This window comes from Agaribacterium haliotis (assembly GCF_002312815.1).
Taxonomy (GTDB): Bacteria; Pseudomonadota; Gammaproteobacteria; order Pseudomonadales; family Cellvibrionaceae; genus Agaribacterium; species Agaribacterium haliotis.
In genome coordinates this window covers 1-24,113 of record NZ_NKQJ01000002.1, presented here as the reverse complement: position 1 = coordinate 24,113, position 24,113 = coordinate 1, and the positions used below count along the sequence as shown (strand labels likewise).

The window sequence follows — 24,113 nt, the reverse complement described above, 5'->3', positions numbered from 1 at the left end:
TTTAAATTAAGACGACTGGTCATATTTTTAATATAAAACAAGCCGACCGGTCATATTGGGAGGAAGGGAAATGAGCGAATGTGAGCCTGTTCGTACACATTCATCGTGGTTTGAAGCGCTGCTGCTGTGGTTGATTCCGCTGTTTGCTGCAGTCTTGGCCTTAACCGGTGTCGCCGCTGTTGCTGAAGAGAGCGATCAAAGTGTTTTTGTTGAGGATGTGCGCCTCGCGTCGCCGACGCGCCATTATTTAAAAGAAGAGCGCTGGGGAGTTGCCTACGAAAATGATTTTTTTGTTCCCGGTGGTCGCGATCAAGATTACACCTATGGTTTGAGTTTCAGTTACAGCCGCGAAGACCTCAGCGACAAACTGCACAAACCTTTGCTGTTTATCGATAACCTGGTTGGTTTTCGCAAGCGCGGTTTTCAGCGCCTGGGTTACGAAGCCGGGCTCTACGGTTTTACCCCTGAAGATACAAGTATTGCCGAGGCCAACCCCAATGACAGGCCCTATGCCAGCTTGGTTTATTTTGCGACTTCGCGCGAGCGCATCGATCCGCGTCGCCAGCACGTTCTGCGCAGTCAGCTCAGCTACGGGGTCTTGGGCCTCGATGTGGTCGGGCAGGTGCAAAAAGAGTTTCACAAGTGGATAGGCAACGAGCAGCCCGAGGGCTGGGCACACCAGATCAGCGCCGGCGGCGAGCCTACGCTTCGCTACAGTTTATCGTTTCAGGATCTGTTAAGCAGCGGTGGCAGTTGGGACCTGCATCAGACTCAGGCTGTGTCTGTCGGCTATTTAACCGAGGCCAGTTGGGGCGTAAATTTCAGGCTCGGCCAGCTCAATAGCCGCTGGCATGACTTTAGCCCGGATTTGGCCAGTTATGCCGAAGCCAGTGCGCGCCACGAAAAAGGCCGCAGTGAGCGCTTTTTATGGTTGGGTATGTCAGTCAAAGCGCGCGCCTACAACGCTTTTTTACAGGGCCAGTTTAAAGACTCGGAGGTAAGCTATAGCAGCGATGAGTTAAATCACGTTTTATTGGAGGCCTGGGCCGGTTATACCCACAGTTTTGCCAGCGGTTATTATTTTAGCTACGGCGTGCGCGGCCACAGCTCGGAAGTAAAAGACGGGCAGGGCAATCGCAATGTGATTTGGGGTGGGCTAATGTTTGGTCACCGCCATATCTAGAGTGATGGATTGCTGCGCTCAGTTAAATAGGGGTGAGGGCAGCCAGGTTCCGGATCAAAGCTGGCTTTCTATCGGCAACATGCGCAAAAAGCCAGTTTGAAATCTCTGCCACCACGAGCTGTAAGGTGCTTTGCTCCAAAGCTCGCCGTTTTCTTGATTGAGCCACTGTACTTTGTCGTTCTCATCTAGTTGCAGTTTCCAGGCATTGCCGGGCCTGACGCCTTCGTTTAATACTTCGGTCACTTGTGCGGCAAATTCCCGGCTGTCGATCAGCAGGCCTATTTCGGTATTTAGATCGACCGAGCGCGGGTCAAAATTAAAAGAGCCGATAAACGAATAGCGCTGGTCCACCACAAAGGTTTTACTGTGCAAGCGGCTCGGGCTGTTGTGGCTCGGCTCGGGCCAGGTTTGGCGCTCTTCGGCATCCGAGCGATATTCGTAAAGTTCAACACCGGCCTCGAGCAGCTGTTTACGATAGGAAGAAAAGCCGGCATAGGCTGGCAACACTTCGGTGCTGGTCATTGAGTTTGTTAAAAAGCGAATCCGTATGCCTTTTTCGCTTGCATCGGCAAAGCTGCTGACAACGTCGTTGCCGGGAACAAAATAAGCAATTTCCGCGAGCATTTCATTTTCGACTTCGCCGATAACCGTAGCAAACTGCACCGCGACGTTTTTGTTGTCGCCGCGAAGTTTTTCGGCTCGGTCAAAAATGACTTGTATCGGGGCCCAGACAAAATGGTCTTCGTAGTTAATGGCTCGATTAATCATCGCCTCTTTGTTGTTGTCGAGCTCGAAAGGGGTGCTGGAAAAGTCGATGATGCTCTGTTGTTTCAGCTCTTGTCTGAGCGCTTCAATATCTTGCTCATCCATATCCCGGGTATAAATTTTGTCGACCGGGTAGGCCCAATCACTGTTCCAGTACTCGTCAAAGCTCTGGCTTATCTCGTTGACAACGGGGCCGATGGTAATGACGTCTATGTCGCGGCTGTTGTAGCTATCTTTTATGCCGAAATAGTTATCGCCAAGGTTGCGGCCGCCGGCAATGGCTACTTTGTTGTCGAGAATAAATAGCTTGTTGTGCATGCGCTGGTTTACGCGCTTTATTTCGGTAATAAAACCCAGGCTTTTGCTGCTGCGCCGGGCAATCGGATTAAAAATACGAATCTCGAGCAGTGGGTGGCTGGCCAGCGCGGCGAGATACTTATCGGCAGTTGCCAAGGTAAAGTCATCGAGCAAAATGCGTACGCGCACACCGCGGTCGGCAGCTTCTAACAAACGCTGAGTGAGGATGCGGCCGGCTTTGTCATTGGCCCATATGTAAGTTTGTACATCCAGGCTGTGCTCAGCTAACGCTGTCATGGCGTTGCGCGCGCGCAGGGCGGCCTCAGGTTCGTGCAGCAGCGAAACACCACTCAAACCGGGGTGGGCTGCAATCATTGGGTCAAAGATTTGATCAATGGCGCTGGGGGTGTGGGGATCTATGGTGTAAGAAGCCTGACGTTGGCTGTTGTCGGGCAAGCTCGCACAATTTGTTAAAACAGCGACAACACTGCTGAAAAAAAAGTATACGTAGCATGTGGCCAAATATTGGCGGGTGAGCAGCATTGCCAAGTCCCTGAAGCGCTTGTTGAGCCGCTTATTCTAGGGCGAGTTTGCTTGCTTTTAAATAATTCTTTAATTGTTGAGCAATACATGCCCATGGCACTCGCAATGTTGTTCACTTAAGTGCAAGCTTCGCTCCTACCGTCTCGTTACATCATTAAGTGAACATGTTGCCCTGGCACTCGGGCTTGTTACGAGTCTGTGGCAGTGCTGCTATCGCTATTTTTATAGCCGACTTGCACACGCTGTTGAGCATCTCTGATGCGGCTGAGTTCCTGCTGAAGCCAATCGGCACTGCGTATTTTCTTTTCACCGGGGCAGCTTATGTAGTAGGGGCGGCCGCTGATACTGCTGCCGCTGGCGCTTTTTTGAATGAATTCTTCGGTGCTGTCGATATCCGCATAAAAGTGTTGGTATTTGCGCTGAATGTGGGCCGAGGCCTCCTGGGCATTGTGCAAATTGCTGTTGCGAATAAATACACAGTCGCTGTCTTTAACAAAGCTGATCAATGCCGCAATTTCTTCCTGACTGCGCTGATCCGGGCTGGCACTAAGCGCTGGGCTCAGAACTAGGCCGGCGGATAATAATAGCGGGCTAAGTGACAGTGCTTTGTACATCTTCAGATCCTAAATTGCGCTTGTAAGAGATTGTGGTCGGAACTATCTACTTCGATAACGTCACTGCGCTCGAGTTCCAGGCCTCTATAAAAAACATGGTCAAGCGGCCATCCGGCAAAGGATTTTACTTTGTTTTTATCAAAAGGCGCCGCTTGTAAACCGAGCTCGTTTGCGGTGCTATTTAGCAGTTCGGTGCGCTGCTTGCTCCAGGTATTAAAGTCGCCGGCAAGTACGACCGGGCCCCGGTGACTGCGGACAAATACCAGGGCATCGTTGAGCTGTTTTTGGAAGCTGTCGATACCGATGCTGAAGTTAATGGCGTGCACATTGACGACCAGCAGCTGGCGCTGGTCGCTGAGCTGGTAGCGGCTCACCAGTGCCGCTTTGGGGCTGCGCAGCCACGGCTCGATATGCTGAAGCTTGCAGTGCATATTGGCTGCAATGGGGGCGCTGGTTAATACGCCGGTTGGTAGGTCGTGGCTGATGTAGCCGGGTGCAAACAGCGCCAGCGAGTTATCGCCTAGCGCTTCGAGCATGCCCTGTTGAATATGGGCCTCTTGTACGAGGATTAGACCGCCGTGCTGCTGTTGTTGTTTGAGTATGGCTTGCCAGCCGTCGAGCTTGCCTTTGAGCACATTCCAGCTACTGACGTGCAGGCGGCCGTCGTCCAGCTGCAATTGCTGTGCTTCGCTGCTTTGTTTACTGCATTGAACCGATGCACTGCTGAGTTCAGCCAGACTTAGGATAAGGCCGACTAGGGCAAGCTGGGGCAGGGACAGATAATTTGGCAAGCTTAAGCTCCTTTGGGGCCGTTTGGCGCCAGTCGAATTCAAGGGCTTGTAGGTATAGACTTTGTGTAAGTTTTAATTAGCTTGTACGTATAGACCGGTTAAAAGCGCACAGGTTCCCTTCTAAAGTGTCGGGGGCTTTGCGATAATCGCCGCCTTTTTTGCCGACACGCTGGAGTTCTGCCAATGTCACGCACAGCCTCAAACGAACCTGTCATCATGACTATGTTGATGACCCCAGATCTTGCCAACTTTTCGGGCAAGGTGCACGGGGGTGCCCTGCTTAAGTTGCTCGATCAGGTTGCCTACGCTTGCGCGAGTCGTTACAGCGGCAACTACGCGGTAACGCTAAGTGTCGACCAGGTTGTATTCCGTCAGCCTATTATGGTCGGCGAGATGGTCACCTTTCGCGCGCGCATTAACTTTGTCGGCACAACGTCGATGGAAGTTGGTATTCGAGTTGAGGCTCAGAATATTAAAACCAAAGAGGTGCGCCACACCAACAGCTGCTTTTTTACGATGGTGGCCATCAACGACGCGGGCATGACAGCAAAAGTGCCGCGGCTTTGTCTGGAAAGCGACAAGGACAGGCAGCGCTTTATCGCCGGTAAATTACGCCGCGAACTGCGCCAGCAGCACGCCGCCAAACTTGAAGAAGTCAAAGCCCAGTCGCGTGGAAAAATCGAACAACTCAGTGCGGAAGAACTGCACGCCTACCTCGATGGTGATAAAGCATGAGAATTTGCGGAGTAGAACTGACCGGTTCCGAAGCCATTATTTGCCTGCTGAGTAAAGACGGCCAGATGTTTGATTTGCCCGACTGTCGCGCGCGCAAATTTACCCTGCCCAAAGAACACAATCAGGAAGATCTACAAAAATTCCAGTTTGAATTTGGCAAGCTGATGCAAGATTATCAGGTTGATAAAGTAGCCATTAAAGAGCGCCCGACTAAAGGCAAGTTTGCCGGCAGTGCCGCCGGTTTTAAAATGGAAGCGGCGATCCAGCTTATCGCCGACTTACAGGTAATTTTATTTGATGCGGCGCAAATTAAAGAGTTGCTCAAGCAGCACCCGCTGCCAATTGAGTTTGCTGAAACCGGCTTAAAACAGTTTCAACAAGGGGCTTTTGTTTCAGCCTATGTTGCCCACTACTTTAAGGGGGCTTAAGGTGGCCTTGTTTTCTGAGTTGCAACTGAACGAACGGCTGCTTAAAGCTGTTGACAAGCTTGGCTTTAACGAGGCTACCGAGGTACAGGCACAAGTATTGCCGCTTGCAGGAGAGGGCAAAGACCTGGTTGTCTCCGCGCAGACCGGAAGCGGTAAAACAGCGGCGTTTATTTTGCCGATGCTCGAGCGTTTTCTCGCCCAAAGCAAGCCAAATTCGGGTACGCGCGGTTTGATCCTGGTGCCGACCCGCGAGCTGGCTTTACAGATACAAAAGACTTTTGCAGAGCTTGCGGCGTTTACTCAAATTAAAGCTGGGCTCATTATCGGTGGTGAACTGTTTAAACACCAGGTTGCGAGTATTCGCCGCAACCCGGAAGTATTTATTGCAACACCGGGGCGCCTGGTTGAGCATATAGAAAAAAACAGCATCGACTTTGCCGATCTTGAATGCCTAGTACTCGACGAAGCCGATCGCATGCTCGATATGGGTTTTGCAGAAGAGCTGCACACGATTAGCCAAAGTTGCAATACGGCCCGGCAAAACCTGTTATTTTCCGCAACCTTTAACCACCGCGGTTTTAGCCGCGTACGCGCTCAGTTAAAAGGCCCTGTACACCTTGAACTTAATCCCGCCGATAAGCTCAATAAGAATATTCGCCAGCAGCGCATACTCTGCGACGATGTTAAACATAAACAAGCGGTGGTCCGCGCGCTGTTAGCTGAGCGCGACAATGACAAAGCCTTTGTGTTTTGCAATACCCGCGAACAGGCACAGCGCCTTGGTGAGTTGTTGCAAAGCGCCGGTATAAAAACAGGTTTTATTCACGGCGAAATTCGCCAGAGTGACAGAAAGCAGGTGTTGAACCGTTTTCGCGATGGAAAAATCCGAGTGCTGGTTGCAACCGATGTGGCCGCGCGCGGTTTGGATATCGATGCGCTCGATTTGGTGGTGAATTTTAATGTTGCCCAAAGTGGCGATGATCACGTGCACCGCATCGGCCGTACAGGCCGCGCCGACAGCCAGGGCCTGGCGATCACCCTGGTTATGGATAACGAATGGAACCGCATGGCGGGCATCGAGCGCTACCTGAATTTCCGTTTTGAAGACAGCGCTGTCGACGGTTTAAAAGCGCGCTACAAGGGCCCTAAGAAAATCAAGAAATCCGGCTCAGCTGCGGGCAGTAAAAAGAAAAAACAAGCAAAGAAAAATAATACAGCGAAAAACCCCGCGCGTAAGGCTGCAAAAAAACCAGCGAGTGCGCAGCCCAAAAGAAAATCATTGGGGCTTGGCGACGGCTCCGCACCATTAAAACGCCGAAGCTAAAGCCTGAGAAACCCGGGCCTGGTATTCACCGCGATTTTTCTTTGTTGACCGCGCCAGACAGGACTCTGGCGCGAATAGACAAGTAACTAATTGGCAAAAGCTTAGTCTAATACGTGAGCGTTCAACACTTAGAGGAGCTGCGCCATGTATGTACTTGCGATTGTCTGCATCATAACCTTGAGCGCTGTTGGGCTAGTTTTTGTCGGCGCTATGGCGCATATTCAGGACATAGAAAAAGACAAATTGTTACTGCCGGTTGCCGATCAAGGTTATGACACTAAAGGCCGCTGGCGCCGTTTTTAAGGTTTAAACGGCGTATTAACAACTTCCTTTCTGCAGCACAGCTGCTCAGTTTTAAGGCTTTTTCAAGCTCGCTGTGAGCGCGATTGTTTTCGCTCATAGCACTTAATAACTGGGCTTTTATCATATGATATCTGCCCTGGTTGTCGAGTTCGCAGCGCTGGTCTCGCAGCTGTTCGAGCTGCTCAAATGCGAGCATCGGGTTTAAGCTTGAATGCCAAAGCACCTGAATACGGCTCAGTTGATCGTCGGCACAGTTGCTGCTTGCACACAACAAGTTGTAGAGCATCAGCATCTGGGTCCAGTCGGTATCGGCGTAAGTTGGGCTCTGGTTGTGCAGTGCTTCAATAGCTGCTTCGTAGTGGTAGGGGCCGGACAAGCCATTTTTTAATGCAAGGCTTAAGTAGTGGTCAGCGAGATTGATCGCACTTCTATCCCACTGCCCTCTGTCTTGATTTGCAAGATCAATCAGTTCGCCCCGCTTGCTAAAACGCGCCTGCTCGCGCGCGCTTTGGCCGAGAAACAATGCCAGCAGCGCGTAGAGCTCGGTGTGGTTGCTCTGTACCTGAACCAGAGCCTGGCAGAGGTTGATGCTCTGGCTAATGACGGCCTGGCGCAGCAACTGAGTATGGGCGCTGTATTCGTAACAGCGCTTGTAGATACCGTAGAGCAGAATTTTTATCTCGTTGAGTGTCTCCGGGCTCAGCTCCTCAGGCAGCTGCACAAATGCCTGCTCTGCGAGCACGCGCTGGGCCTTACCCAGCTGGTGTTTGACTTTGCTCTCGGGCAGCTGCATCTGCGTCGCGAGCTGGGCACAGCTAAAGCCAAAGACCTGGCTCAGGCTGACAAGCAGGCGTTGCTGTTTGTCTAGGCAGGCGTGGTTGCTAAATAACAGCAGCTCCAGAAGCGGGCGGTTGTCGAACTCCGAGTAGGGGAAATACTCGGCTTCGCCGCTGTCGTCGACTGTGCTTGCGCAGAACAACAGCCAGCCGAGCACGTCGTCGGGACACTTGGCACTGCCAAAGTACTGCTTTGCGCAACGCCGCGCGTAGTCGAGGTTGGAGCTGGCTTTTTCGAGTTTCATGCCCTGGCTCAACAGGTGGGCGAGGGCGTGCGGGTAGTAGTGGTGCAGGGCGCATTCAAGTTCGGACATCCTGTCCTCCCACTTGCAATGCAAGGTACATATCAATCATTTAGAGCTTCTCTGGACAGGCGGTGGCGCCTTTCTTTGCTCTAACTATAGTTCAGCATTAAAGATTAGCTGGGTGGCTTTGGCCGTCTTTGTTCAGGCGCCGGCTAGCCAGACATCTCTGACCCAGTGCCAGACATCGTCGCAGAACTCTTCGGCTTCTTCTTCGCCTTCGCGCCACAGCCAGACAACATCGTCCTGGGCCACGGCGTAGACCTGCGCGCCACAGCGGCACAGCGGGATTAGCTCGCGCGGCAGGCCGAGCTGCCAGAGCTCAGCGGCGAGCTCGGGCAGGTGAGTATGGCTGCTTGCATCGGCAATGGTCACCGGTTCAACGTGGCCATAGATAATATCGGAGCAACTCAGCAGGTAGTCGCGGAAAATGGGCGGGATGTGGATCAGCAGCTCTTCCTGAGCTTCGACCACCGCCTCAAGCTCGGGCAGTTCAAGGCCAAAAGCGCAGTCTTCGGCCCGCTCCCGGAGCGTTTCGGCAATCTCGTTCATCAGTACTCGGCGTTGTGATAGACGTTTTGTACGTCGTCGAGGTCGGTCAGCATGTCGACCATTTTTTCGAGCGCCGCAATATCGTCGCCACTTATCTCGGTGGTGGTCTGCGGCACAAACTGGATTTCATCGACGTCAAATTCGGCGCCCTCGCCAAGCATGTCAGACAGCGCGTTGCGGGCCTTGCCGTAGTCGGTGTGCGGGCAGAACACGGTAATATTACCGCCGTCGCTTTCGATGTCGGTGACATCGACGTCCGCTTCCATCAGCGTCTCGAGCACGCTGTCTTCATCGTCGCCGGCAAAGACAAAAATCGCGCTGTGGTCAAACATATGCATGACCGTGCCCTGAGAGCCGATTTTGGCCTTGGCTTTGTTAAAACAAGTGCGCACGTCGCCGATGGTGCGGTTGGCGTTATCGGTTAAGCAGTCGACAATAACCATACAGTTGCCGGGGCCAAAACCTTCGTAGCGGGCTGTGGCAAAATCTTCGCCGCCGCCGCCCTGGGCTTTGTCCAAGGCTTTTTTGATAACGTGGGCCGGAACCTGAGCTTTCTTGGCGCGATCCAAGAGTGAGCGCAGGGCGAGGTTGCCATCGGGCTCGGCACCGCCACTCTTGGCGCACACATAGATTTCGCGGCTGAATTTACTGTAAAGCTTGGAGTTTGCATCCGAGGTCTTAGCCATGGATTCTTTGCGGTTTTGGAAAGCGCGACCCATCTTATTCTCTCTTTCAGACTTGGTTGTTCTTCAAAAGCGGCCGATTTTACACCGCTAACAAACAGTCGTCGATGTGCGGCATCAAGCGTGAGATACTACCAGGTCCCAAAATGTAGGCTCCGAGATGAAAACCCACGAGTTGTTAAACAGCAATCAAACTGAATTTAATACCGCCCTGACGGCGATGAAAATCAAAGAGCTTGAGCGCCATACGGCCAAGTTGTTTGAGCGCCTCGGTCAGCCCGACTTTGATGCGGTGATGTCGGTGTTTATTAAAGCGCTGCCAAAGATTAATGCTCAGTCAGCAGATAGGTTTGAAGCGGTGCAGAGCCTGCTTAAAGGTCTGGTGCCAACGGCGAGCAACGACAGCCTCGAAGAGAAGGATGTGATTCAGCGCTTAAGTGTGATGCTGATGGTGCTGGTGAGTAAAAAGTATCAGAAAATCTTAAAAGAGCAGGGTTGAGATATTGTTTTTTTGGTAAAAAGTAGTCGTGCTTGTGGGCGGCTGGTTTGTACTTTTTCTTTTGACCCAAAAGTTACTAACATCTGTCGATCTTTCTAGTTTGAACTACATAGATAGCTCTTGCGTGCGGCGAAGCCTACAAGGATGTATATACGGCGTCCCGTGATGCCTTCACCGTACTCAAGAGCGGGAAGCTGAGTGATGAAGTTAGAACAAATCTGGAGCCAATACCGCTCGGGTTTAAAAGCCTTTCTCCACAGCCGGCTCGACAATGAGGCCGACGTTGAAGACTTGCTGCAAGATATTTTGATCAAAAGCCACAGCAAGCTCAGCCAGCTACACAATCAAGACTCATTAAAAAGCTGGCTCTTTCAGATAGCCAATAACAGTTTGATTGATTTCTACCGGCGCCGGGGCAAAAAGCTAGCGCAGGGAGAGCTGCTCTGGTACGAGTCGACGGAGCAGGGCCCGGGTGCGGCGCTGCCTCAAGATGTGTGGCAGCAGCTGAGGCCCTGTCTCGAGCCTTTTATTGCCGCGCTGCCAGAGCAGAGCGCAGAGCTGTTGCGCGCAGTTGAGCTTGAGGGGCAATCGCAGAAACAGCTTGCCGATGAGCTCGGCATAAGTTATTCAACCTTAAAAAGCCGGGTGCAAAAGGCGCGTAAACAGTTGCGTAAGCTGTATCAGAGCTGTTGCAGTTTTGATGTGGACCAGCGCGGTATGTTGCTTGAAGCAAAAGCAAAAGCAAAAGCGGGGGCCTGTAAGGGCTGCTAGTCGCTTCTCGCCGTTTTAAAATAATTTCGTCTTTTCCCCGCGCCTCGCGTCTTAAGGCTAAAGAACTTGAAATTCACTCAGTTCACCGGCCCCAAGAGAGGAAAAACGATGAAAATTATCAGTTTTAAAATCTGCCCTTTTGTTCAGCGTGTCACTGCATTGCTCGAAGCCAAAGGTCTTGCCTACGATGTGGAGTACATCAGCTTAAAAGACAAGCCCGATTGGTTTCTCGATCTATCTCCCCACGGCCAAGTGCCCTTACTGATAACGGACAGTGGCGCAGCGCTGTTTGAGTCCGATGCCATTATTGAGTACATCAATGAATTTGCCGGCCAGCTGCAGGCGGATCTAGGCCCTGAAGAGCGCGCTTTTGACCGGGCCTGGAGTTACGCCGCGGCAAAATTTTATCTTGTTCAGTGCAGCGCCATGCGAAGCGCCAATGCCGAAGTACTGGCAGAGCGGGCCGAGAAACTGCGCAAGCTTTTTATTAAAGCAGAGCAACAGCTTGCCCTGCGAGATGCCGCTGGCGATGTCAGCAAGGGCCAATATTTTAAAGGTGAGCATTTAAGTCAAATTGACATCGCTTGGCTGCCGCTATTGCACCGGGCGGAAATAATTCGCTGCCACAGCGGCTATGACTTTTTAGCTGCTTTACCCAAGGTTAAGGCCTGGCAGCAGGCCTTGATGCAAACTGGGCTGGCGGAAAAATCCGTTGCCCCAGATTTTGTTCAGCGCTTTGGTGATTTTTACCTATCGGAACAAACCTTCTTAGGCGGCCGGCGAGAGTGCGAGCCGACAGCCGATACGGCCTGTGCTTCTGGCGCCTGCTGTTAGCGCTCGCCTGCAGCAGGCTGGCCGGCGCTAGACTGCGCCGGCAGTTGGCACGCGTCTGTTTCGCCACGCTGTTCTTCGATCAACAGCGAGGCGGCGGCAAAGAGCCGCTTCGCTTGTAGATAACCCCGGCGCTTGCTAATTAAATTGCCGTCGGCATCAAAAAAAAACAGGCTCGGCGTCGCTTGTACGCCGCGCACTTTTTTTAAGAATTTTGAGTTGGCTTCAAGTGCGGGCAAGTTTTTATCAAAGTGCTGAAGTTCGTGTTTTAGCGCTGAGCGTTTGGCTTTAACACCGAGCAGGCTCAAGTTTAATAAATCGCCGCACTGCTGCTGTAATAAACTCAGGTCTTGCCCTTGTTTTGTACACCAGCGGCAGTTGGGTTGGAACGCCAGCACGATACTGGGCAAGTTGTGCTCGGCGACGGTGGTTTTTTTACCGCCGTACAAGCTGGACATTTTTATGCCCACCGCTTGTTTGGCGCTGGCCTCGGCAGTAAAACTAAAGCCGGCCAGCGCGCAACTGAGAACAACAATCAACTTTTTACAGGCGCAGCTCAAACCCTGCATAAAACTCCCTGCCGTGCAGTGGGCCAAAAATATAGCCAACATCATAGGCGCCATCGGCGTCATAAAAAAGCGGTGTGTCCTCATTTTCAGTCTGGTTGTAGCCGGTCAGGTTACTGATACCTGCGTAGAGGCTGAACTGATCGTTTAAGGCGCGGCGCAGTTTCAAATCGCTGACAAAATACGCCGGCGCGTCCGTACTTTTTACGCTGCTACTGTCGCCGCGAATGTTAAAGCCTTCGTAGCCGTAGCGCGTTAAGTCGCGGGCGCCAAACCAGACCGTTGAAAGATACACATCGGCCAGGCTCGTTTGCCAGTTGATATCAACGGTGGCGCGCTGCTCTATCGGCGCGATGGCGTACGAAGAGCGCCAGATCTCATCGTAGATAAACTGTTCGATAGAAAAATCAAATTGCAGCTGCTCGTTAAAGGCGTAACTGGCGACTAAATCGTAGGTGGCAACCGATGCGCGCTCGTCGAGCTGGGATAAAACCGGTACTCCTTCGTCATTTTCTTCGAGGCTGGCGAGATTTTCGACGGTGGAGTGAGCCAGGCTCATGGTTGCGCTAAATGGCCCGTTGTCAAAACTCAAGGCATAGTTAAATGACTGGCTGAGTTCGAGTTTATCGACGTCGATCAAGTAGCCTTTGCCGGTGTCGAGGATGCCGTGATCGGTCTCAAAAAAGCTAAGCGGCGCGCGATAACCGCGGCCAGCCGAGAAGCGCGAGGTCCAGGCGCTATTGTGCTCAAAGCGCAGATCCAAACGCGGAGCGAGCACCTGCTCATCGATTTCGGTGCCCGGTTTTTTAGGGTCGATAAAGTCGGCACTGACGTGGTCAGCGCGCAGGGCCAGAGCGATTTCCAGCCGGCTTGTCGGTGTCCAGCTGTCTTGCACAAACAGGCCGCGCACGTCGTAGTCAAACGAATCGCTAACGTAGCTGTCGACATTCTCGAGGGCGGCGCTGTGCGAACGCATTTGTTCGCTGCGGGCATCTAAACCAAAACTCAATAAATGCTGCTGATTGAGCTGCCAATCAAATTTAGCGCGCAGGTAGTTCATAGTATCGTCGGCGATGTAGTCGATGCCCTCGTAAAAGCTGTCCTGCTTGTGTTCGGCCCAGCTGTAAGCAAATTCGGCGTTTAGGCTATCTGACCACTCGCTGAGCCACTTGAGATAAGTTTCGCGGCGGTTGGTGTTAATCCACTCTGCGGTTTCCCAGGCTTTGGCAATGTAGTTTTTGCGCACATCGTTGTCTTCGAACAGTTGCTCGGAATCGATGCCGTCGTAGCCGGCGATAACTTGGCCGATGGAGTCGGCGTATTCGCCGAGCACAGGGCCGCCAAATACCTCGGCGTTGACTACAGCCACGCGCGCGCTGAGGCTATTTCGCTGGTTCAGCTCGTGATTGAGCACGGCCGTTAACGAAGTGTTTTCGTGCCACGGAGCTTCGCTAACAAAGTTACTGTCGTGGTCTTCCTGGTCTTGAGTGTCGTATTGAGCTGCGAGGCTCAAGCCGGTATCGCCGTTGCTGCTGAGTGCGGTTGCCGAGCTTTTTAAAGCCATGTAGTTGTGGGACCCCAGGGCTAAATCAAAGGTTGCACTATTGTTGTAGGCTTCTTTGCTGACGATATTTACCGTGCCGCCTATGGCCTCGGGGGCGATAAGCGAGGCGCCGGCCCCGCGGGCGACTTCGATGCGCTCTATGCCGCTGGTGGCGACGGCGTCAACTGCATAAAAACCACTGATTAAGGTATGCACGGGCAGGCCATCGACCAAAATCGTGGTGTGCTCACCTTTCATGCCGTTGAGCATGACTCGTTTCACGCCGCACATTGAACACTCGTTGCTGACGTTGACACCGGGTTCATTGTTGATGGCGGCGCTGAGACTCAGCGCATTCTTTTTGATAATCAGCTCTTCGCTGAGCACTTCTGTTTTCTGAATAACGTCTTTTAAACGGCCGGCCTGGCTGAGCTTGCTGCGCAAGCCCGTCACCATGACCTCCTCTGTGTCGATATTGTTTTGAGCAAGGCTGGGCATGCTCGAATAGCTCGTAACTAACGCTCCTAACGCGACAGCGAGACTTAAGCGCAACTTCATTGTGTTCCCCGAAAATATGCAAATAAGAATGATTTAGATTTGAAATTCTATATGGGAATTAATGTCAAAACTTTGCGTAAGGTCAAATTGCTGTCAATACCAACGTATTTGCTTCGAACTATTCAATATGGCGAGAGGAGGGAGAAGAGCAGGCAGAAACCCGGAGGGGCTCCGGGCGGCAGTGTTAAGCAGGTGAGTTGCTTGGCGAGGGGGCCTAATCGCTTTTTAGGGCGTCGAGTGTGTCGTTGTATTTTTGTTGGCTGCTTTGCATGGCTTGATCAATCTGCTCTTTGGCCGAGTTGAGCGCATCGGCGCTGCTTTGTTTGGTTTTGTTGGCTATTTCGGCCGATTTTGCCTGTGCTTGTTGTATGCTTTCGTGAGCACTTTGTTTGGCCTGCTCGTATTCATCGGCAGCGATATCACCCAAATCACTGGCGCTTTGCTTGATTGCATCGGCGCTGTTTTGCAAAGCGTCTTTGGCTTTTTCACTGTTGCTTTTTTCGGCCTCACAGGCACTTAAGGCCGCTAATAGTGCGATAGCGCTGGCTAGATAAAGGCTTTTCATTGTTTACTCCTCAGTGTCAACGGGCCCGGTATAAGGCTTGCCTATGGCGGGCAGATTTTCAGGTTTTAGGCTACAGCATACAGCTGTAGGTTTAAATTTTTGTAAACAAGGCCTAGCATATTCGCCCTTAGAGAAATTACATAACTAACGCTGGAACGAGAGATGGCCCTAACCGAAAGTACCATGATGGAGCTTGGCAGCTTCGCCCCTGATTTTTCCCTGCCCTCGACGGATGGCGAGCAGCTAAGTCTTGCCGACTTCAAAGATGCCAAGTTGCTAGTGGTTCTGTTTATTTGCAACCACTGCCCCTATGTTATTCATATTGCGCCGGCGTTAAAAAAATTAAGTGATACTTACCTTGCCAAGTCTGTGGCTTTTGTTGCCATCAGCAGCAATGATGTTGAGCACTACCCAGCCGACAGTTTTGAACTGATGGCCAAAGAAAAAGCCAAGCGTGCTTATCAGTTCCCCTACCTGTACGATCAAGAGCAAAAAGTCGCCCGGGCCTATCAAGCAGCCTGTACGCCGGATATCTATGTGTTTGATGAGACGCGCAAGCTGGCCTATCGCGGTGAGTTTGACGGCAGTCGCCCAACCCGTATTAGCTCTGGCAACTATCGCAGTGATAATCAGGCCACGGGTGAAAGCCTGGCTAAAGCGTTAGATACTTTGCTTGCCGGCGACAAAATCAATACAACTCAATATCCTTCGATCGGCTGTAATATTAAATGGAAGGCCGGCAATGAACCGGACTATGTTTAGCCCCGAGTTTATCTTGCGTATATGAAAACGTGTATCTAACTTCGGAAATTTAATGGAAGAACTGATCCGTCAAATCGATAGCCATATCGATGCGTTTAATAAAAAAATCAAAAGGGATAAAGACAAAGCTTACCGCTTTAAGTTGATTTCCCTGGTGTTAACGGCGGTAGCGACAATCGCGCTGGGGCTTGAGGGCCTGGAAGATAGCGCGGCGGTGTTAAAAAATACGGCGCTGGTGTGTACGGCGGGCATTGCGTTTTTTAACGGCATTGATATGTATTACAACCACAAGGGATTGTGGATTCAGTATACCGTGTCGCGCAACAAGCTTTATGAATTAAAAGACGATATTGCCCTCGATCTGGCCTGCGCAGAACAAGAGCTCGATGAACAAGCGATAAGGCGTTATTACGCTGCGATGAAACAAGTTATCGCCCAGTGCAATAACTGGTGGGAAAAAGAACGCCGCCGCGAGCGAGCTTGATAGCGCTAAGCCCTCGTTATGGACGGTAAAAACTACGGTAATTTATAAGGCTGTAAACCGACGTGTTGCAGCTGCTTGCCGAGCATAACTACCTCGCCGCGATAGCGTTCATCGCCGACACTCGAGAACTCAAAGCGGTAGCGCCGCTCAAAGGCAATTAAGCTGCTATGTGAGCGGCGCAGACGCAGCGACTGCAAAATCACGCTCTGGTCGAGCAGTACCAGCGAGCTTTCTGCGCAGCGCCTTGCTGCGTGCAGGCGGGCGAGGCGGCTGACTTCAAGGTGCAGCCACAGCGTATAAGCCACGCCCGCCAAAATAAAATACACAAATACATCTGCAAGTGTCATGGCGCTTTGTCGATATCTTTAATTAAGAGTGTTTGTCGTTACGGGGTTCTGTGGCATTAGATGTCGCCAATTACGGGCGTTGTTTAATGCTTTTTGCCGGGTTGCCGGCGGCGACGGTGTTGGCGGCGATGTCTTTGGTCACCACTGAGCGCATACCCACCACTGCCTTATCGCCAATTGTAACGCCATCGACAACGGCCGTGTGGGTGCCGAGCCATATATCTTTGCCCAGCGTAATGCCTTTGCTATTGATGCCCTGTTCGCTGATCGGCATCGCCATATCATAGCGGTGGTTAAATGCTATCAGTGAGCAGTAAGCTGCAATTCGGCATTCGTCGCCAATAACGATACCTTTTTTGCCGCCGTCGATTTGGCAGTGGTGATTGATGCCAACCTTGCGGCCGATATCAATTGGCCCGTGCAGCACGGCGTTGGCGCCAATAAAACTTCCATCGCGAATGTGAATCGCTCGGCCGGGCTCTGCAAAAAGTTGCGCCTCGGGGGAGATAAACACCTCGCCTTCAATATGCACGGTTTCCATATCCGTTAAATAGGCTTGCCACTGCGCTTGCCAAGCTTGAGCCCAGGCCTTGAGCTTGGGTTTGAGTGACCAATACAGCCACGGCATGTAGTTAAGCCGCTGTTTTTGTTGGGCTTCGTATTTACCCTGGGGGTGAGCCGCCGCCGGGAGTTCGGGGTTTTGGCTGGCATTATCTGGTCTTGTCATCGCGCGATTGTAGCCACTCCTGGCCGGCTTGTCAGTGCAGCCCCGGCCAATCAGGCTTTGGCTGCCAGTTCCCAGTGCAGAGTTAACGTGGCTTGCTGCTCACTGTGCTCTGGTTCTGCCTCCGACTCCAGGCAAAGTGCTGGCGCAGCATCGCCAAGCTGCTCGCGGTGCTGCCGGTGAAAACGCAGCAGCCAGCGTGTTGCCTGTTCCTGCTCGTCGCTTTGTATAAACATTAAAAAGCGACGTGTTTGATGCAGATAATCTTTTGCCTGTTGGTATTTTTCTTCACCGAGCAATAATTCGAGCATAAACTCCAGTGGCCTCAGTAAGTGGCGGTAGTTAAATTGGCTATTGCATTCACCATTTAAGCTCAGCCTCAGTTGGGCGATCTCGTGCGCGGCACAGAAGTAAAGTTCAGCGGCAGCTAAGCGGCATTCCATGTAGGCGAGCATGGCTCGATTTATTAATTCGTGCCATGAGCTAAGGGCGATATCTTCGTCGCGACTTATACGCGCGGCGTGATGGGGGCAGAGGTAGCGCATAGTTAGTTCCGTTGTTGTTGGGGTTGTGTTTGAAGTCCTGCAGATATTTATATCAGAAATACTTGCATGCGCAAATGAGAATCGTTACTATTTGTCTTGTGTCACTTACCACGAGGTGGCGCAGGGAGAGACGAGAGCCTTTTGCACGCTCTTGGGCTTAAGTTTTCTTCCCAGGTTTGTCTCTATTATTGTGCCCGCCCACCCTGGCGGGCTTTTTTTCTTTTCTTTTAGAGGCCGGGCCAGTCAGTTCCATGAGTGGCATCTCTATTTTGAACTATCAAATTTTGTTGCTCGTGATGAGCGTCACTCTGATATCTGGAGCTTATATATCTGATTATTGTCCCGGCGCCAGCGTTAAAGTTTGTTGCTGCGCCGACACAAGTACTTAATCTGGAGGGCTAAATAATGGCAGTGACTGATATGGAAGCAGCGCTATTTCAAGGCTTGTGTGAGCGGGCGCTCGCAAGTTCAGTAATGCCTGCGTATGGATTTGTAGATAAAGCTGCCGAACTATTACTGCTCAAGCTCGATCCAGGGGAAGCCGTTAAGTGGCGCAGCCTTAGACGCCTTAAAAGAGAGCCCCAGCGTATTTTGCGTTGCGCTTGGATAGATGCCGAACTTCAAACGTTTTTTGATGAACATACACGCGGTAGGGCCATCGAAATAGGCTCCGGGCTGAGTACTCGTTTCCACCGCCTTTCTTATGTCTCGGACTGGCCCAGTTTTTCATGGCTGAGCGTTGACAGTAAAGAAGTGATCGATTCGACAATGCGCTTGTTGCCTCTCACCGATAACCATCGCTGCTTAGTTCACGACTTCTGCGCGCAGCAGTGGTTGCCTCAGCTCAGCTTTGATTGCGCGACGGCGGTAGTGATAGAGAATCGGCGCTTGCTTCACGATATCGAGCTTACGATACGCAGTTGCCGCCAATTATTGGAGCAAGCGGGTCATGTGCACTTGATTGTAGAGATCAGCAGGGACTGTGAAGCTATTCTTATGGCGGAGTTTGCCAACAACATCCAAATATTAAATCGCCTGGCGTTGTGCCGAAGCCGCCGCAGTCGCTGGCATTCTTTTTTTTCTCGGCGCAGTTATCAGTCCGTTCAGCAATTTTCGCTATTGCATATTGAACTCAGCACGTCCGTTTAGAGCTCGCCGGGGGCAATGCCGAAGTGTTTTTTAAATGCCGCGCAAAAATTCGAGCTGTGTTTATAGCCAGCCATCCACGCGGCTTCACCAACTTTAACTTGTCCATCAATGAGCGCATCGCGAGCGTGTTGCAGGCGTCGTTCGCGCAAATATTGCAATGGGCCTTTACCGGTGGTTTGCTTAAAGTTGCGTTGCAGTGAGGCTTTGCTCATGCCCACCTCCTTGGCGAGTGCATCTAGCTGTGGCTGAACGATGCCACTTTGCAGTGCTAGTGCCTCAAGTATCTTCATAAGATTAAGGGTATTGTTGTTTATGTGGGGATTTTTTCCTGTCTTTATTGATGCCAAAGAAGGGTGCTGGCAGCGAGCCAGGTCATCGAGGCAGCGCGCGCCCAGTTGCATGCTGAGCCCTTCAAGCAGCAATTTTTGTGTGCCGTTATAAAACTGAAATGACTGGGCCAAACTGCGTGTTTCTGCTGTTGCAGGCCAGGTTAAAACACGGGCGTGTTGACAGAATAATTGGCGTAATGCATCGAGTTCTTGAAACTGCTCAAGCACACGGTTTTGCAGCCACGCGTGTTCATAGCTGACACTTACCTTCTTAACCTGATTGCCTTCATACAGTTTGCGTTTCCACAGGGTCGGTTTGAGCAAGTTAATCGCAAAACAAAGCGCTGTTTGTTCTTCTTCGTCGATGTCTAATTCGTGCCAGGTCTCATCCAGCGAAAAATGTAATTTGCCCTGCAGCAGTACTCCCAAGGTAATGCTTGCTTTGCGCTCCAGGCTGAGTTCCGCATCTTGTAGCTCTTCACTTTCCCCGCCGTGTAAGAGCAGGTTTTGAAAGCATTCGCTGAGCCGATATGAACCTTTCAAGGCTAATTCGCTGTTGATATTACTGCTTTGGAAGCGGGCCTTGCTGCCGGCTTTGGCGCTGAGGCGAATGATCTCGTGTGGTTCCAGTGCTGTTGATCTTGCTGTTTCAGTTACTTGTTGTCTTGAGGCAGATTTCATAACAGTTTGAGCTTTACGCATAACAATCGGTGGTAATTCGCGCAACTATATTGAATATAATTAACAAATACAAATTGTTCTCATTTGCACTTGTTGATTTGAGACAAGTTTAGTTTGATGTAATCGGAGTTGGTAAATGAAGGCCCCCTTGTTGCGTTTCAGTCGTAGTGTGCACTGGATCAGCTCCGCCTTGGCCTTGATGGCGGTTTTGTTTTTTGCACTGAGTGGCCTGACCCTGAACCACGCAACTTGGTTTACGGCCAAGCCTGTAGAGGGGGTTGATGAGCTTGAGCTGGGGCGAGCCTGGCTGAAGGACTTTGTTGAAGCCGAAGCTGAAAGTCAGCGCCTTTATATGTTGAGCTCATTGGTGGCCGAGCGCTGGACCTTACCTTTACCGAGCAATATCGATCAAGACGACTACGAGTGGGTACTTGATTATCAGCGCCCAGGTGGGCTCAGCACGATTGTTTTAGATCTTGAGGCCGGGATGCTGGTGCACGAAAAAATTGACGACGGTTTTGTTGCGTTAATCAATGACTTACACAAAGGCCGTCACAGCGGGGCGGTGTGGAGTCTATTTATCGATTTGGCTGCGCTGTTGTCCATAGTTTTTTCACTCAGCGGCTTGATTTTGCTTTGGGCCCATGCCCGCAAGCGTTCGATGACCTGGCCGTTGGTTGCCGTAGGTTTGATCTTTCCGTTTATTGTTTTTTGGATATGGGTGCCGTGAATAAAAGCTGGTTGTTTTTAAGTTGTTTGATGTCGAGCCTGGCCGCGACCAGTCGAGCTTTAACTGTTGAAGTGGAGATTCCACAAATAAATGCTGCCGAGTATCACCGCCCTTATGTTGCGGTTTGGGTTGAGGACAGTGAGCGCAATATTGTTGAGCATCTTGCACTGTGGTTAGAGCAGGAAAAATGGCATAGAGATTTGCGCTATTGGTGGCGTCGCGGGGGGAAACGTATTGAGCTGCCTATTGACGGTGTTAGTGGCGCGACAAGGAAGCCTGGTAAATATGTTCTGCAAAAAGATATAGAGGTTAAGCCAGGTCAGAGTCTGATTGTCGAGGCTGTTAGAGAGGTTGGCGGTAGAGAATTGATAAAAATCCCTTTAAATGAGTCGCTAGTAGCGCACCAGGGGCAACGTGAATTAGGTTTGATTAAAGTGAGTTGGGAGAATAGGTAGTGAAGCAACTTTACACAGCATTTTTTATTTTTTGTTTTTTAGTTCCGGTTAAGGCGTTGGCCCATAAACGTTGGTTTTTACCTTCGGACTTTGCTTTGAGTAAGGCTGAAGCTGTAGCGGTGGATTTTACAGCCTCTAATAATTTGTTTTACGTCGATAAAATGATGCCGCTTGCGGCCGTTAAAGTGGTTTCCCCCGAAGGGGAAGAAATAAAAATATTTAATACGTTGCAGGGCAAGCGTCGCTCAAGCTTTGATTTCGCGGCTGAGGTTAAAGGCACTTATAGAATTGTGGCTGATAGCCCTGCCATGTATTTTTCGTCGTATAAACTAGCCGATAAAGATGGTGTTCAGCGCGACAGAGGAACATTGGAGCAATTGAAAAAGCGTCTGCCTGAGGCTGCAACAGATGTGAAGTTTGCCCGATCTCTTTCTCGTATCGAGAGCTTTGTAAGCTTGGATGAAGCCGCAACGCCAAAAGACTGGCCTGTAAAAGAGGGTATTGAACTTGATATGCAGACTCATGTAAACGAATTGTACAGCGATGAGCCCGCGGATTTTACCTTCTTATTAAATGCGAAACCTGCAAAAAACCTGAAGATTGTTTTTATTCAAGAGGGCACTCGCTATCGCGATGAGCAAGAAGAGCAAGTCTATGAAACTGATGAGTACGGAGCGATAAAAGTTAAGTGGCCTGGTCCAGGGCGCTACTTACTCGAAGCGCAGACGTCTATGCCTGCAGATAAAAAAGGTGTCGATATGCAGTTCTACAGTTATTACCTCAGTTTTGAAGTATTAAGCCCTTAAGGCCCCGGTATATTCTATTTGCTCAGTCGCCGCTTGTATGGCGTGTTGAGACCTCAAGTTATTTAAATTCCTTTCAAGGATCTATGATGTTTAAACCAAGCTTACTAGCGTTGGCGGTTATTGCTGCGTCTTCGTCTTATGCAGAAGAAAATAAAGATGTTGAAACTCTTGAGGTCTGGGGGACCAGTGTGCGTGCCTCAAGTGTTTACATGAGTCAGGAAGATATTGAAATACGGCAGGCCGATCATATTAGTGATCTTTTGCGTGTTATTCCCGGTGTAGATGTTGGTGGTGCTCACAGTCTGAACCAGCGAATTACTATTCGCTCGATGGATGATAAGGACATTAATATTACTATCGATGGAGCCAGTCAAAATAACTATATGTACCACCATATGGGTAACTTGCAGATTCACGCAGATATCTTGCAAGCGGTAGATATTGATGTAGGTACAAACTCCGTGCTCTACGGTGGTCTTGGCGGTGCTGTGCGTTTTGAAACAAAGAGCGCTGAGCAGTTGTTAGGCTCAAATAAAGATTTTGGCGCGCGCGTGAAAGGCACGGTTTCTGACAATGGTTCGGATGATGTTTCTCTGTCAGCTTACGGTAATCTGAGCTCGACTTTTGATGTGCTTGCTTACTACAACCGCATTGAGAAAAAGGATTACCAAGTTGGTGGTGGTGAAATTAAAGATGATAACGGCCAGCTCGTACCGGGTACCGATGGCAAAGTCCGCGGTTTGGCCGGCACTGTAGACAGCGCCCTGATCAAGGCTGGCTGGAATATCGCTGACAATCAACGCCTTAAGCTCGGTTATGAATATTATAAAGATGAAGGTGAGTACAGTTACCGCCCGGATATGGGCTTGGCGACGGATATTTCTATCGCCGAAGGCACAAATACTCCGCTGATATGGCCGACGGAATACGATAGGGATACCGTTACGCTTAATTACGATGCCCAGTTTGGCAATACTGATATCTCCGCGACTTTTTACGACAATGACTCCACACTGTGGCGCGACGAGCGTGGTTATGCACAAAGCACGATTCCGCGCTTTCAGGCTTTTGCCGCGATCGTGCAGGGTGAAGCGGGCAATCACGGTTTGAACGTGATGGCAAATAGCGAGCTGGCCACGCAGAAGTTTAGCTTCGGTTTTGAGTATGTAAATTACGATACAAATTACCAGGCAAACTACATTTCGGGCGACGTAGTGCAAAGCAGTGAAGATAGCCGCAATATGTCGCTATTTGTTCAAGACCGAATCAATCTTGGGCGTGTTTTTAGTCTGACTCCAGGTGTCCGCTACGATAAGGTGAAGGTCAATTCGGTTGTGGTTGATAAGGAGTTTACCGAAACGTCGTTTGCGTTGGCAGCTGAAGCACAAGCGAGTGACAGCTTGGTATTTCGTTTAAGTTCTACCGAGTTGTTTCAGGCGCCTGAACTTGCGGAAGTTTTTATTGGCGCCGGCCTTGGTGATGAAGCTAACCCTGGTATAGAAGCAGAAACGGGTCTCAATACTGAGTTTGCAGTGGCTTATGGCAGCAGTATTCGCGGAGATGATCAATTCACCGCAGGCCTTACTCTGTTTCAAACAAGTATCGATAACTACATCTACGATTACACCCAAAAGGGTAAAGACAATATCGGCGATATGCAGATACAAGGTTATGAAGCCTATGTCGGTTATGTGTTTGCGAACTGGGACTTGCTTTTGACCTATGCTTCGTCTGATTCCGATCTAGATGCTTTTGAGCAGTACAAGGAGCTCGACGGCGCTCGACTCGATCGTTCGCAAGGTGACAGTTTGAGCTTCAAACTTGGTTACGATCTTAGCAGTGCGAAGCTGAAATTCTTCTGGGAGACGTTAGTTGTCGCCGATCTTGATGCCGTTGACGTGAACAAACAGCTTGATGGTGCCGGAGTAAATAACGGCAAGGAAGGCTATCAAGTGCACAATGTCAGCGCTAACTGGCAGCCGCTGCAAGCGTTGAGCCTAACCTTCGGTATCGACAACCTGTTTGATGAGTATTACGTCAGTCAGAGCTCTCGTACAGGCTCAAGCGATCACCCTGTTTTTGGCCCATTGCCGCTTAACGACTACGAGCCCGGCCGAAACATTAAAGCGACCGTGGCCTACCAGTTTTAACCCTTGCCTGTGTACTTACGGGCCTAGCGGCCCGTTTTTTACCTGTGGGGCAAATAGTTATCGCTAATTTAAATTTTTTGTTGTGGCATTGAACTTTTGTTTGAGGTTTCGGTCTTATTAAGTAAGACATCATGTTTCTCCCAAACATTGTTCTTCCCCAAAGTAAGCATTTAGCCCGCGACAATCTCGCGGGCTTTTTTTATGTTCAGGATGAACGGTATAGCGCGGGTTCAAGGATGAACAGGAGCGCATATGTTCAGCA

28 protein-coding genes are annotated in these 24,113 nt (G+C 50.7%); 15 read left to right on the top strand and 13 right to left on the bottom strand.

The genetic code is table 11. From position 1 onward, the window contains the following. Positions 1-70: 70 nt before the first annotated feature. Positions 71-1,183 carry a lipid A deacylase LpxR family protein gene (locus CFK45_RS02975; protein WP_096084937.1) on the top strand — a complete coding sequence of 371 codons (1,113 nt, stop codon included), beginning with the start codon at positions 71-73 and terminating at the stop codon, positions 1,181-1,183. Between the two features lie 54 nt (positions 1,184-1,237). Here CFK45_RS02975 and CFK45_RS02970 read toward each other — a convergent pair whose 3' ends face one another. From CFK45_RS02970 to CFK45_RS02960, 3 genes are all read right to left on the bottom strand, one after another. Beyond that, positions 1,238-2,701, bottom strand: a complete 1,464-nt coding sequence (locus CFK45_RS02970) for a phospholipase D family protein (protein ID WP_158224586.1) — start codon at positions 2,699-2,701, stop codon at positions 1,238-1,240. 275 nt (positions 2,702-2,976) lie between these two features. Further along, entirely contained in the window at positions 2,977-3,402 is a 426-nt protein-coding gene (locus CFK45_RS02965) for a DUF5329 family protein (protein WP_096084935.1), read from the bottom strand. Positions 3,403-3,404: 2 nt separating this feature from the next. Beyond that, positions 3,405-4,193 (bottom strand): endonuclease/exonuclease/phosphatase family protein, encoded by a 789-nt coding sequence (locus CFK45_RS02960; RefSeq protein ID WP_158224585.1) that lies wholly within the window; start codon positions 4,191-4,193, stop codon positions 3,405-3,407. Positions 4,194-4,376: 183 nt separating this feature from the next. On the opposite strand from CFK45_RS02960, the gene CFK45_RS02955 reads away from it, so the two are divergent. The 4 genes from CFK45_RS02955 to CFK45_RS18435 all read left to right on the top strand — a co-directional run bounded on the left by CFK45_RS02955 (position 4,377) and on the right by CFK45_RS18435 (position 6,983). Beyond that, entirely contained in the window at positions 4,377-4,928 is a 552-nt protein-coding gene (locus tag CFK45_RS02955) for an acyl-CoA thioesterase (protein ID WP_096084933.1), read from the top strand. Beyond that, positions 4,925-5,356 carry a DUF3010 family protein gene (locus CFK45_RS02950; RefSeq protein ID WP_096084932.1) on the top strand — a complete coding sequence of 144 codons (432 nt, stop codon included), beginning with the start codon at positions 4,925-4,927 and terminating at the stop codon, positions 5,354-5,356. The genes CFK45_RS02955 and CFK45_RS02950 overlap by 4 nt, the downstream gene beginning before the upstream one ends. 1 nt (position 5,357) lies before the next feature. After that, positions 5,358-6,680, top strand: a complete 1,323-nt coding sequence (locus tag CFK45_RS02945) for a DEAD/DEAH box helicase (protein ID WP_204378409.1) — start codon at positions 5,358-5,360, stop codon at positions 6,678-6,680. 144 nt (positions 6,681-6,824) lie between these two features. Continuing rightward, positions 6,825-6,983, top strand: a complete 159-nt coding sequence (locus CFK45_RS18435; RefSeq protein WP_158224584.1) for a hypothetical protein — start codon at positions 6,825-6,827, stop codon at positions 6,981-6,983. On the opposite strand, the gene CFK45_RS02940 is transcribed toward CFK45_RS18435, so the two are convergent. From CFK45_RS02940 to CFK45_RS02930, 3 genes are all read right to left on the bottom strand, one after another. Then, entirely contained in the window at positions 6,958-8,133 is a 1,176-nt protein-coding gene (locus tag CFK45_RS02940; protein ID WP_096084930.1) for a DUF6596 domain-containing protein, read from the bottom strand. The two genes, CFK45_RS18435 and CFK45_RS02940, sit on opposite strands and share 26 nt — an antisense overlap. A 132-nt stretch (positions 8,134-8,265) precedes the next feature. Next, positions 8,266-8,673, bottom strand: a complete 408-nt coding sequence (locus CFK45_RS02935) for an SMI1/KNR4 family protein (protein ID WP_096084929.1) — start codon at positions 8,671-8,673, stop codon at positions 8,266-8,268. Further along, complete coding sequence (locus CFK45_RS02930) at positions 8,673-9,392, bottom strand: YebC/PmpR family DNA-binding transcriptional regulator (RefSeq protein ID WP_096084928.1); 720 nt, start codon at positions 9,390-9,392, stop codon at positions 8,673-8,675. The genes CFK45_RS02935 and CFK45_RS02930 overlap by 1 nt, the downstream gene beginning before the upstream one ends. Before the next feature lie 124 nt (positions 9,393-9,516). Here CFK45_RS02930 and CFK45_RS02925 point away from each other — a divergent pair, with 124 nt between their 5' ends. From CFK45_RS02925 to CFK45_RS02915, 3 genes are all read left to right on the top strand, one after another. Continuing rightward, positions 9,517-9,855, top strand: coding sequence for a hypothetical protein (locus CFK45_RS02925; protein WP_096084927.1), 339 nt, complete (start codon positions 9,517-9,519; stop codon positions 9,853-9,855). Positions 9,856-10,056: 201 nt separating this feature from the next. After that, a complete protein-coding gene (gene sigZ / locus CFK45_RS02920; RefSeq protein ID WP_096084926.1) occupies positions 10,057-10,626 on the top strand; it encodes an RNA polymerase sigma factor SigZ in 570 nt (189 codons plus the stop codon). A gap of 108 nt (positions 10,627-10,734) precedes the next feature. Then, positions 10,735-11,460: a glutathione S-transferase family protein gene (locus CFK45_RS02915; RefSeq protein ID WP_096084925.1), complete on the top strand. Its 726-nt coding sequence runs from the start codon at positions 10,735-10,737 to the stop codon at positions 11,458-11,460. On the opposite strand, the gene CFK45_RS02910 is transcribed toward CFK45_RS02915, so the two are convergent. From CFK45_RS02910 to CFK45_RS02900, 3 genes are all read right to left on the bottom strand, one after another. Continuing rightward, positions 11,457-12,026 (bottom strand): thioredoxin fold domain-containing protein, encoded by a 570-nt coding sequence (locus CFK45_RS02910; RefSeq protein WP_158224583.1) that lies wholly within the window; start codon positions 12,024-12,026, stop codon positions 11,457-11,459. The genes CFK45_RS02915 and CFK45_RS02910 overlap by 4 nt on opposite strands. Next, positions 12,001-14,124 (bottom strand): TonB-dependent receptor plug domain-containing protein, encoded by a 2,124-nt coding sequence (locus tag CFK45_RS02905; RefSeq protein ID WP_096084923.1) that lies wholly within the window; start codon positions 14,122-14,124, stop codon positions 12,001-12,003. The genes CFK45_RS02910 and CFK45_RS02905 overlap by 26 nt, the downstream gene beginning before the upstream one ends. Positions 14,125-14,338: 214 nt before the next feature. Then, positions 14,339-14,689, bottom strand: coding sequence for a hypothetical protein (locus CFK45_RS02900; protein WP_096084922.1), 351 nt, complete (start codon positions 14,687-14,689; stop codon positions 14,339-14,341). A gap of 162 nt (positions 14,690-14,851) precedes the next feature. Between CFK45_RS02900 and CFK45_RS02895 the strand changes: the two genes are divergently transcribed. Together CFK45_RS02895 and CFK45_RS02890 are read left to right on the top strand one after the other, a co-directional pair. Next, positions 14,852-15,451 (top strand): thioredoxin family protein, encoded by a 600-nt coding sequence (locus CFK45_RS02895; protein ID WP_096084921.1) that lies wholly within the window; start codon positions 14,852-14,854, stop codon positions 15,449-15,451. 52 nt (positions 15,452-15,503) lie between these two features. After that, positions 15,504-15,935 carry a DUF4231 domain-containing protein gene (locus CFK45_RS02890; protein ID WP_096084920.1) on the top strand — a complete coding sequence of 144 codons (432 nt, stop codon included), beginning with the start codon at positions 15,504-15,506 and terminating at the stop codon, positions 15,933-15,935. Positions 15,936-15,967: 32 nt separating this feature from the next. Here CFK45_RS02890 and CFK45_RS02885 read toward each other — a convergent pair whose 3' ends face one another. The 3 genes from CFK45_RS02885 to CFK45_RS02875 form a co-directional block, all read right to left on the bottom strand. Next, positions 15,968-16,282 carry a DUF3301 domain-containing protein gene (locus CFK45_RS02885; protein WP_096084919.1) on the bottom strand — a complete coding sequence of 105 codons (315 nt, stop codon included), beginning with the start codon at positions 16,280-16,282 and terminating at the stop codon, positions 15,968-15,970. A gap of 70 nt (positions 16,283-16,352) precedes the next feature. After that, positions 16,353-17,009 carry an acyltransferase gene (locus CFK45_RS02880; RefSeq protein WP_143247463.1) on the bottom strand — a complete coding sequence of 219 codons (657 nt, stop codon included), beginning with the start codon at positions 17,007-17,009 and terminating at the stop codon, positions 16,353-16,355. Between the two features lie 50 nt (positions 17,010-17,059). Beyond that, on the bottom strand, positions 17,060-17,551 hold the full coding sequence (locus CFK45_RS02875; protein ID WP_096084918.1) for a hypothetical protein: 492 nt from the start codon (positions 17,549-17,551) through the stop codon (positions 17,060-17,062). 405 nt (positions 17,552-17,956) lie between these two features. Here CFK45_RS02875 and CFK45_RS02870 point away from each other — a divergent pair, with 405 nt between their 5' ends. Continuing rightward, on the top strand, positions 17,957-18,700 hold the full coding sequence (locus tag CFK45_RS02870; RefSeq protein ID WP_096084917.1) for a hypothetical protein: 744 nt from the start codon (positions 17,957-17,959) through the stop codon (positions 18,698-18,700). Here the strand turns inward: CFK45_RS02870 and CFK45_RS02865 are convergent. Beyond that, a complete protein-coding gene (locus tag CFK45_RS02865) occupies positions 18,697-19,710 on the bottom strand; it encodes a helix-turn-helix transcriptional regulator (RefSeq protein WP_158224582.1) in 1,014 nt (337 codons plus the stop codon). The two genes, CFK45_RS02870 and CFK45_RS02865, sit on opposite strands and share 4 nt — an antisense overlap. 136 nt (positions 19,711-19,846) lie before the next feature. Here CFK45_RS02865 and CFK45_RS02860 point away from each other — a divergent pair, with 136 nt between their 5' ends. The 4 genes from CFK45_RS02860 (at position 19,847) to CFK45_RS02845 (ending at position 23,851) form a co-directional block, all read left to right on the top strand. Continuing rightward, positions 19,847-20,440, top strand: coding sequence for a PepSY-associated TM helix domain-containing protein (locus CFK45_RS02860; RefSeq protein ID WP_096084915.1), 594 nt, complete (start codon positions 19,847-19,849; stop codon positions 20,438-20,440). Continuing rightward, the gene (locus tag CFK45_RS02855; protein ID WP_096085209.1) at positions 20,437-20,895 is read left to right on the top strand and encodes a DUF2271 domain-containing protein; all 459 of its coding nucleotides are present in this window, start codon (positions 20,437-20,439) and stop codon (positions 20,893-20,895) included. The genes CFK45_RS02860 and CFK45_RS02855 overlap by 4 nt, the downstream gene beginning before the upstream one ends. Next, on the top strand, positions 20,895-21,701 hold the full coding sequence (locus CFK45_RS02850; protein ID WP_096084914.1) for a DUF4198 domain-containing protein: 807 nt from the start codon (positions 20,895-20,897) through the stop codon (positions 21,699-21,701). Before CFK45_RS02855 ends, CFK45_RS02850 begins: the two co-directional genes overlap by 1 nt. 86 nt (positions 21,702-21,787) lie before the next feature. Next, positions 21,788-23,851 carry a TonB-dependent receptor domain-containing protein gene (locus CFK45_RS02845; protein WP_204378408.1) on the top strand — a complete coding sequence of 688 codons (2,064 nt, stop codon included), beginning with the start codon at positions 21,788-21,790 and terminating at the stop codon, positions 23,849-23,851. Positions 23,852-24,113: the final 262 nt, after the last annotated feature.

Coding starts and splice junctions, on each gene's coding strand:
- CFK45_RS02975 (WP_096084937.1), top strand. CDS start 71: ATGAGCGAATGTGAGCCTGTTCGTACACATTCATCGTGGTTTGAAGCG.
- CFK45_RS02965 (WP_096084935.1), bottom strand. CDS start 3,402: ATGTACAAAGCACTGTCACTTAGCCCGCTATTATTATCCGCCGGCCTA.
- CFK45_RS02955 (WP_096084933.1), top strand. CDS start 4,377: ATGTCACGCACAGCCTCAAACGAACCTGTCATCATGACTATGTTGATG.
- CFK45_RS02950 (WP_096084932.1), top strand. CDS start 4,925: ATGAGAATTTGCGGAGTAGAACTGACCGGTTCCGAAGCCATTATTTGC.
- CFK45_RS18435 (WP_158224584.1), top strand. CDS start 6,825: ATGTATGTACTTGCGATTGTCTGCATCATAACCTTGAGCGCTGTTGGG.
- CFK45_RS02940 (WP_096084930.1), bottom strand. CDS start 8,133: ATGTCCGAACTTGAATGCGCCCTGCACCACTACTACCCGCACGCCCTC.
- CFK45_RS02935 (WP_096084929.1), bottom strand. CDS start 8,673: ATGAACGAGATTGCCGAAACGCTCCGGGAGCGGGCCGAAGACTGCGCT.
- CFK45_RS02930 (WP_096084928.1), bottom strand. CDS start 9,392: ATGGGTCGCGCTTTCCAAAACCGCAAAGAATCCATGGCTAAGACCTCG.
- CFK45_RS02925 (WP_096084927.1), top strand. CDS start 9,517: ATGAAAACCCACGAGTTGTTAAACAGCAATCAAACTGAATTTAATACC.
- sigZ (WP_096084926.1), top strand. CDS start 10,057: ATGAAGTTAGAACAAATCTGGAGCCAATACCGCTCGGGTTTAAAAGCC.
- CFK45_RS02915 (WP_096084925.1), top strand. CDS start 10,735: ATGAAAATTATCAGTTTTAAAATCTGCCCTTTTGTTCAGCGTGTCACT.
- CFK45_RS02910 (WP_158224583.1), bottom strand. CDS start 12,026: ATGCAGGGTTTGAGCTGCGCCTGTAAAAAGTTGATTGTTGTTCTCAGT.
- CFK45_RS02905 (WP_096084923.1), bottom strand. CDS start 14,124: ATGAAGTTGCGCTTAAGTCTCGCTGTCGCGTTAGGAGCGTTAGTTACG.
- CFK45_RS02900 (WP_096084922.1), bottom strand. CDS start 14,689: ATGAAAAGCCTTTATCTAGCCAGCGCTATCGCACTATTAGCGGCCTTA.
- CFK45_RS02895 (WP_096084921.1), top strand. CDS start 14,852: ATGGCCCTAACCGAAAGTACCATGATGGAGCTTGGCAGCTTCGCCCCT.
- CFK45_RS02890 (WP_096084920.1), top strand. CDS start 15,504: ATGGAAGAACTGATCCGTCAAATCGATAGCCATATCGATGCGTTTAAT.
- CFK45_RS02885 (WP_096084919.1), bottom strand. CDS start 16,282: ATGACACTTGCAGATGTATTTGTGTATTTTATTTTGGCGGGCGTGGCT.
- CFK45_RS02880 (WP_143247463.1), bottom strand. CDS start 17,009: ATGACAAGACCAGATAATGCCAGCCAAAACCCCGAACTCCCGGCGGCG.
- CFK45_RS02875 (WP_096084918.1), bottom strand. CDS start 17,551: ATGCGCTACCTCTGCCCCCATCACGCCGCGCGTATAAGTCGCGACGAA.
- CFK45_RS02870 (WP_096084917.1), top strand. CDS start 17,957: ATGGCAGTGACTGATATGGAAGCAGCGCTATTTCAAGGCTTGTGTGAG.
- CFK45_RS02865 (WP_158224582.1), bottom strand. CDS start 19,710: ATGAAATCTGCCTCAAGACAACAAGTAACTGAAACAGCAAGATCAACA.
- CFK45_RS02860 (WP_096084915.1), top strand. CDS start 19,847: ATGAAGGCCCCCTTGTTGCGTTTCAGTCGTAGTGTGCACTGGATCAGC.
- CFK45_RS02845 (WP_204378408.1), top strand. CDS start 21,788: ATGTTTAAACCAAGCTTACTAGCGTTGGCGGTTATTGCTGCGTCTTCG.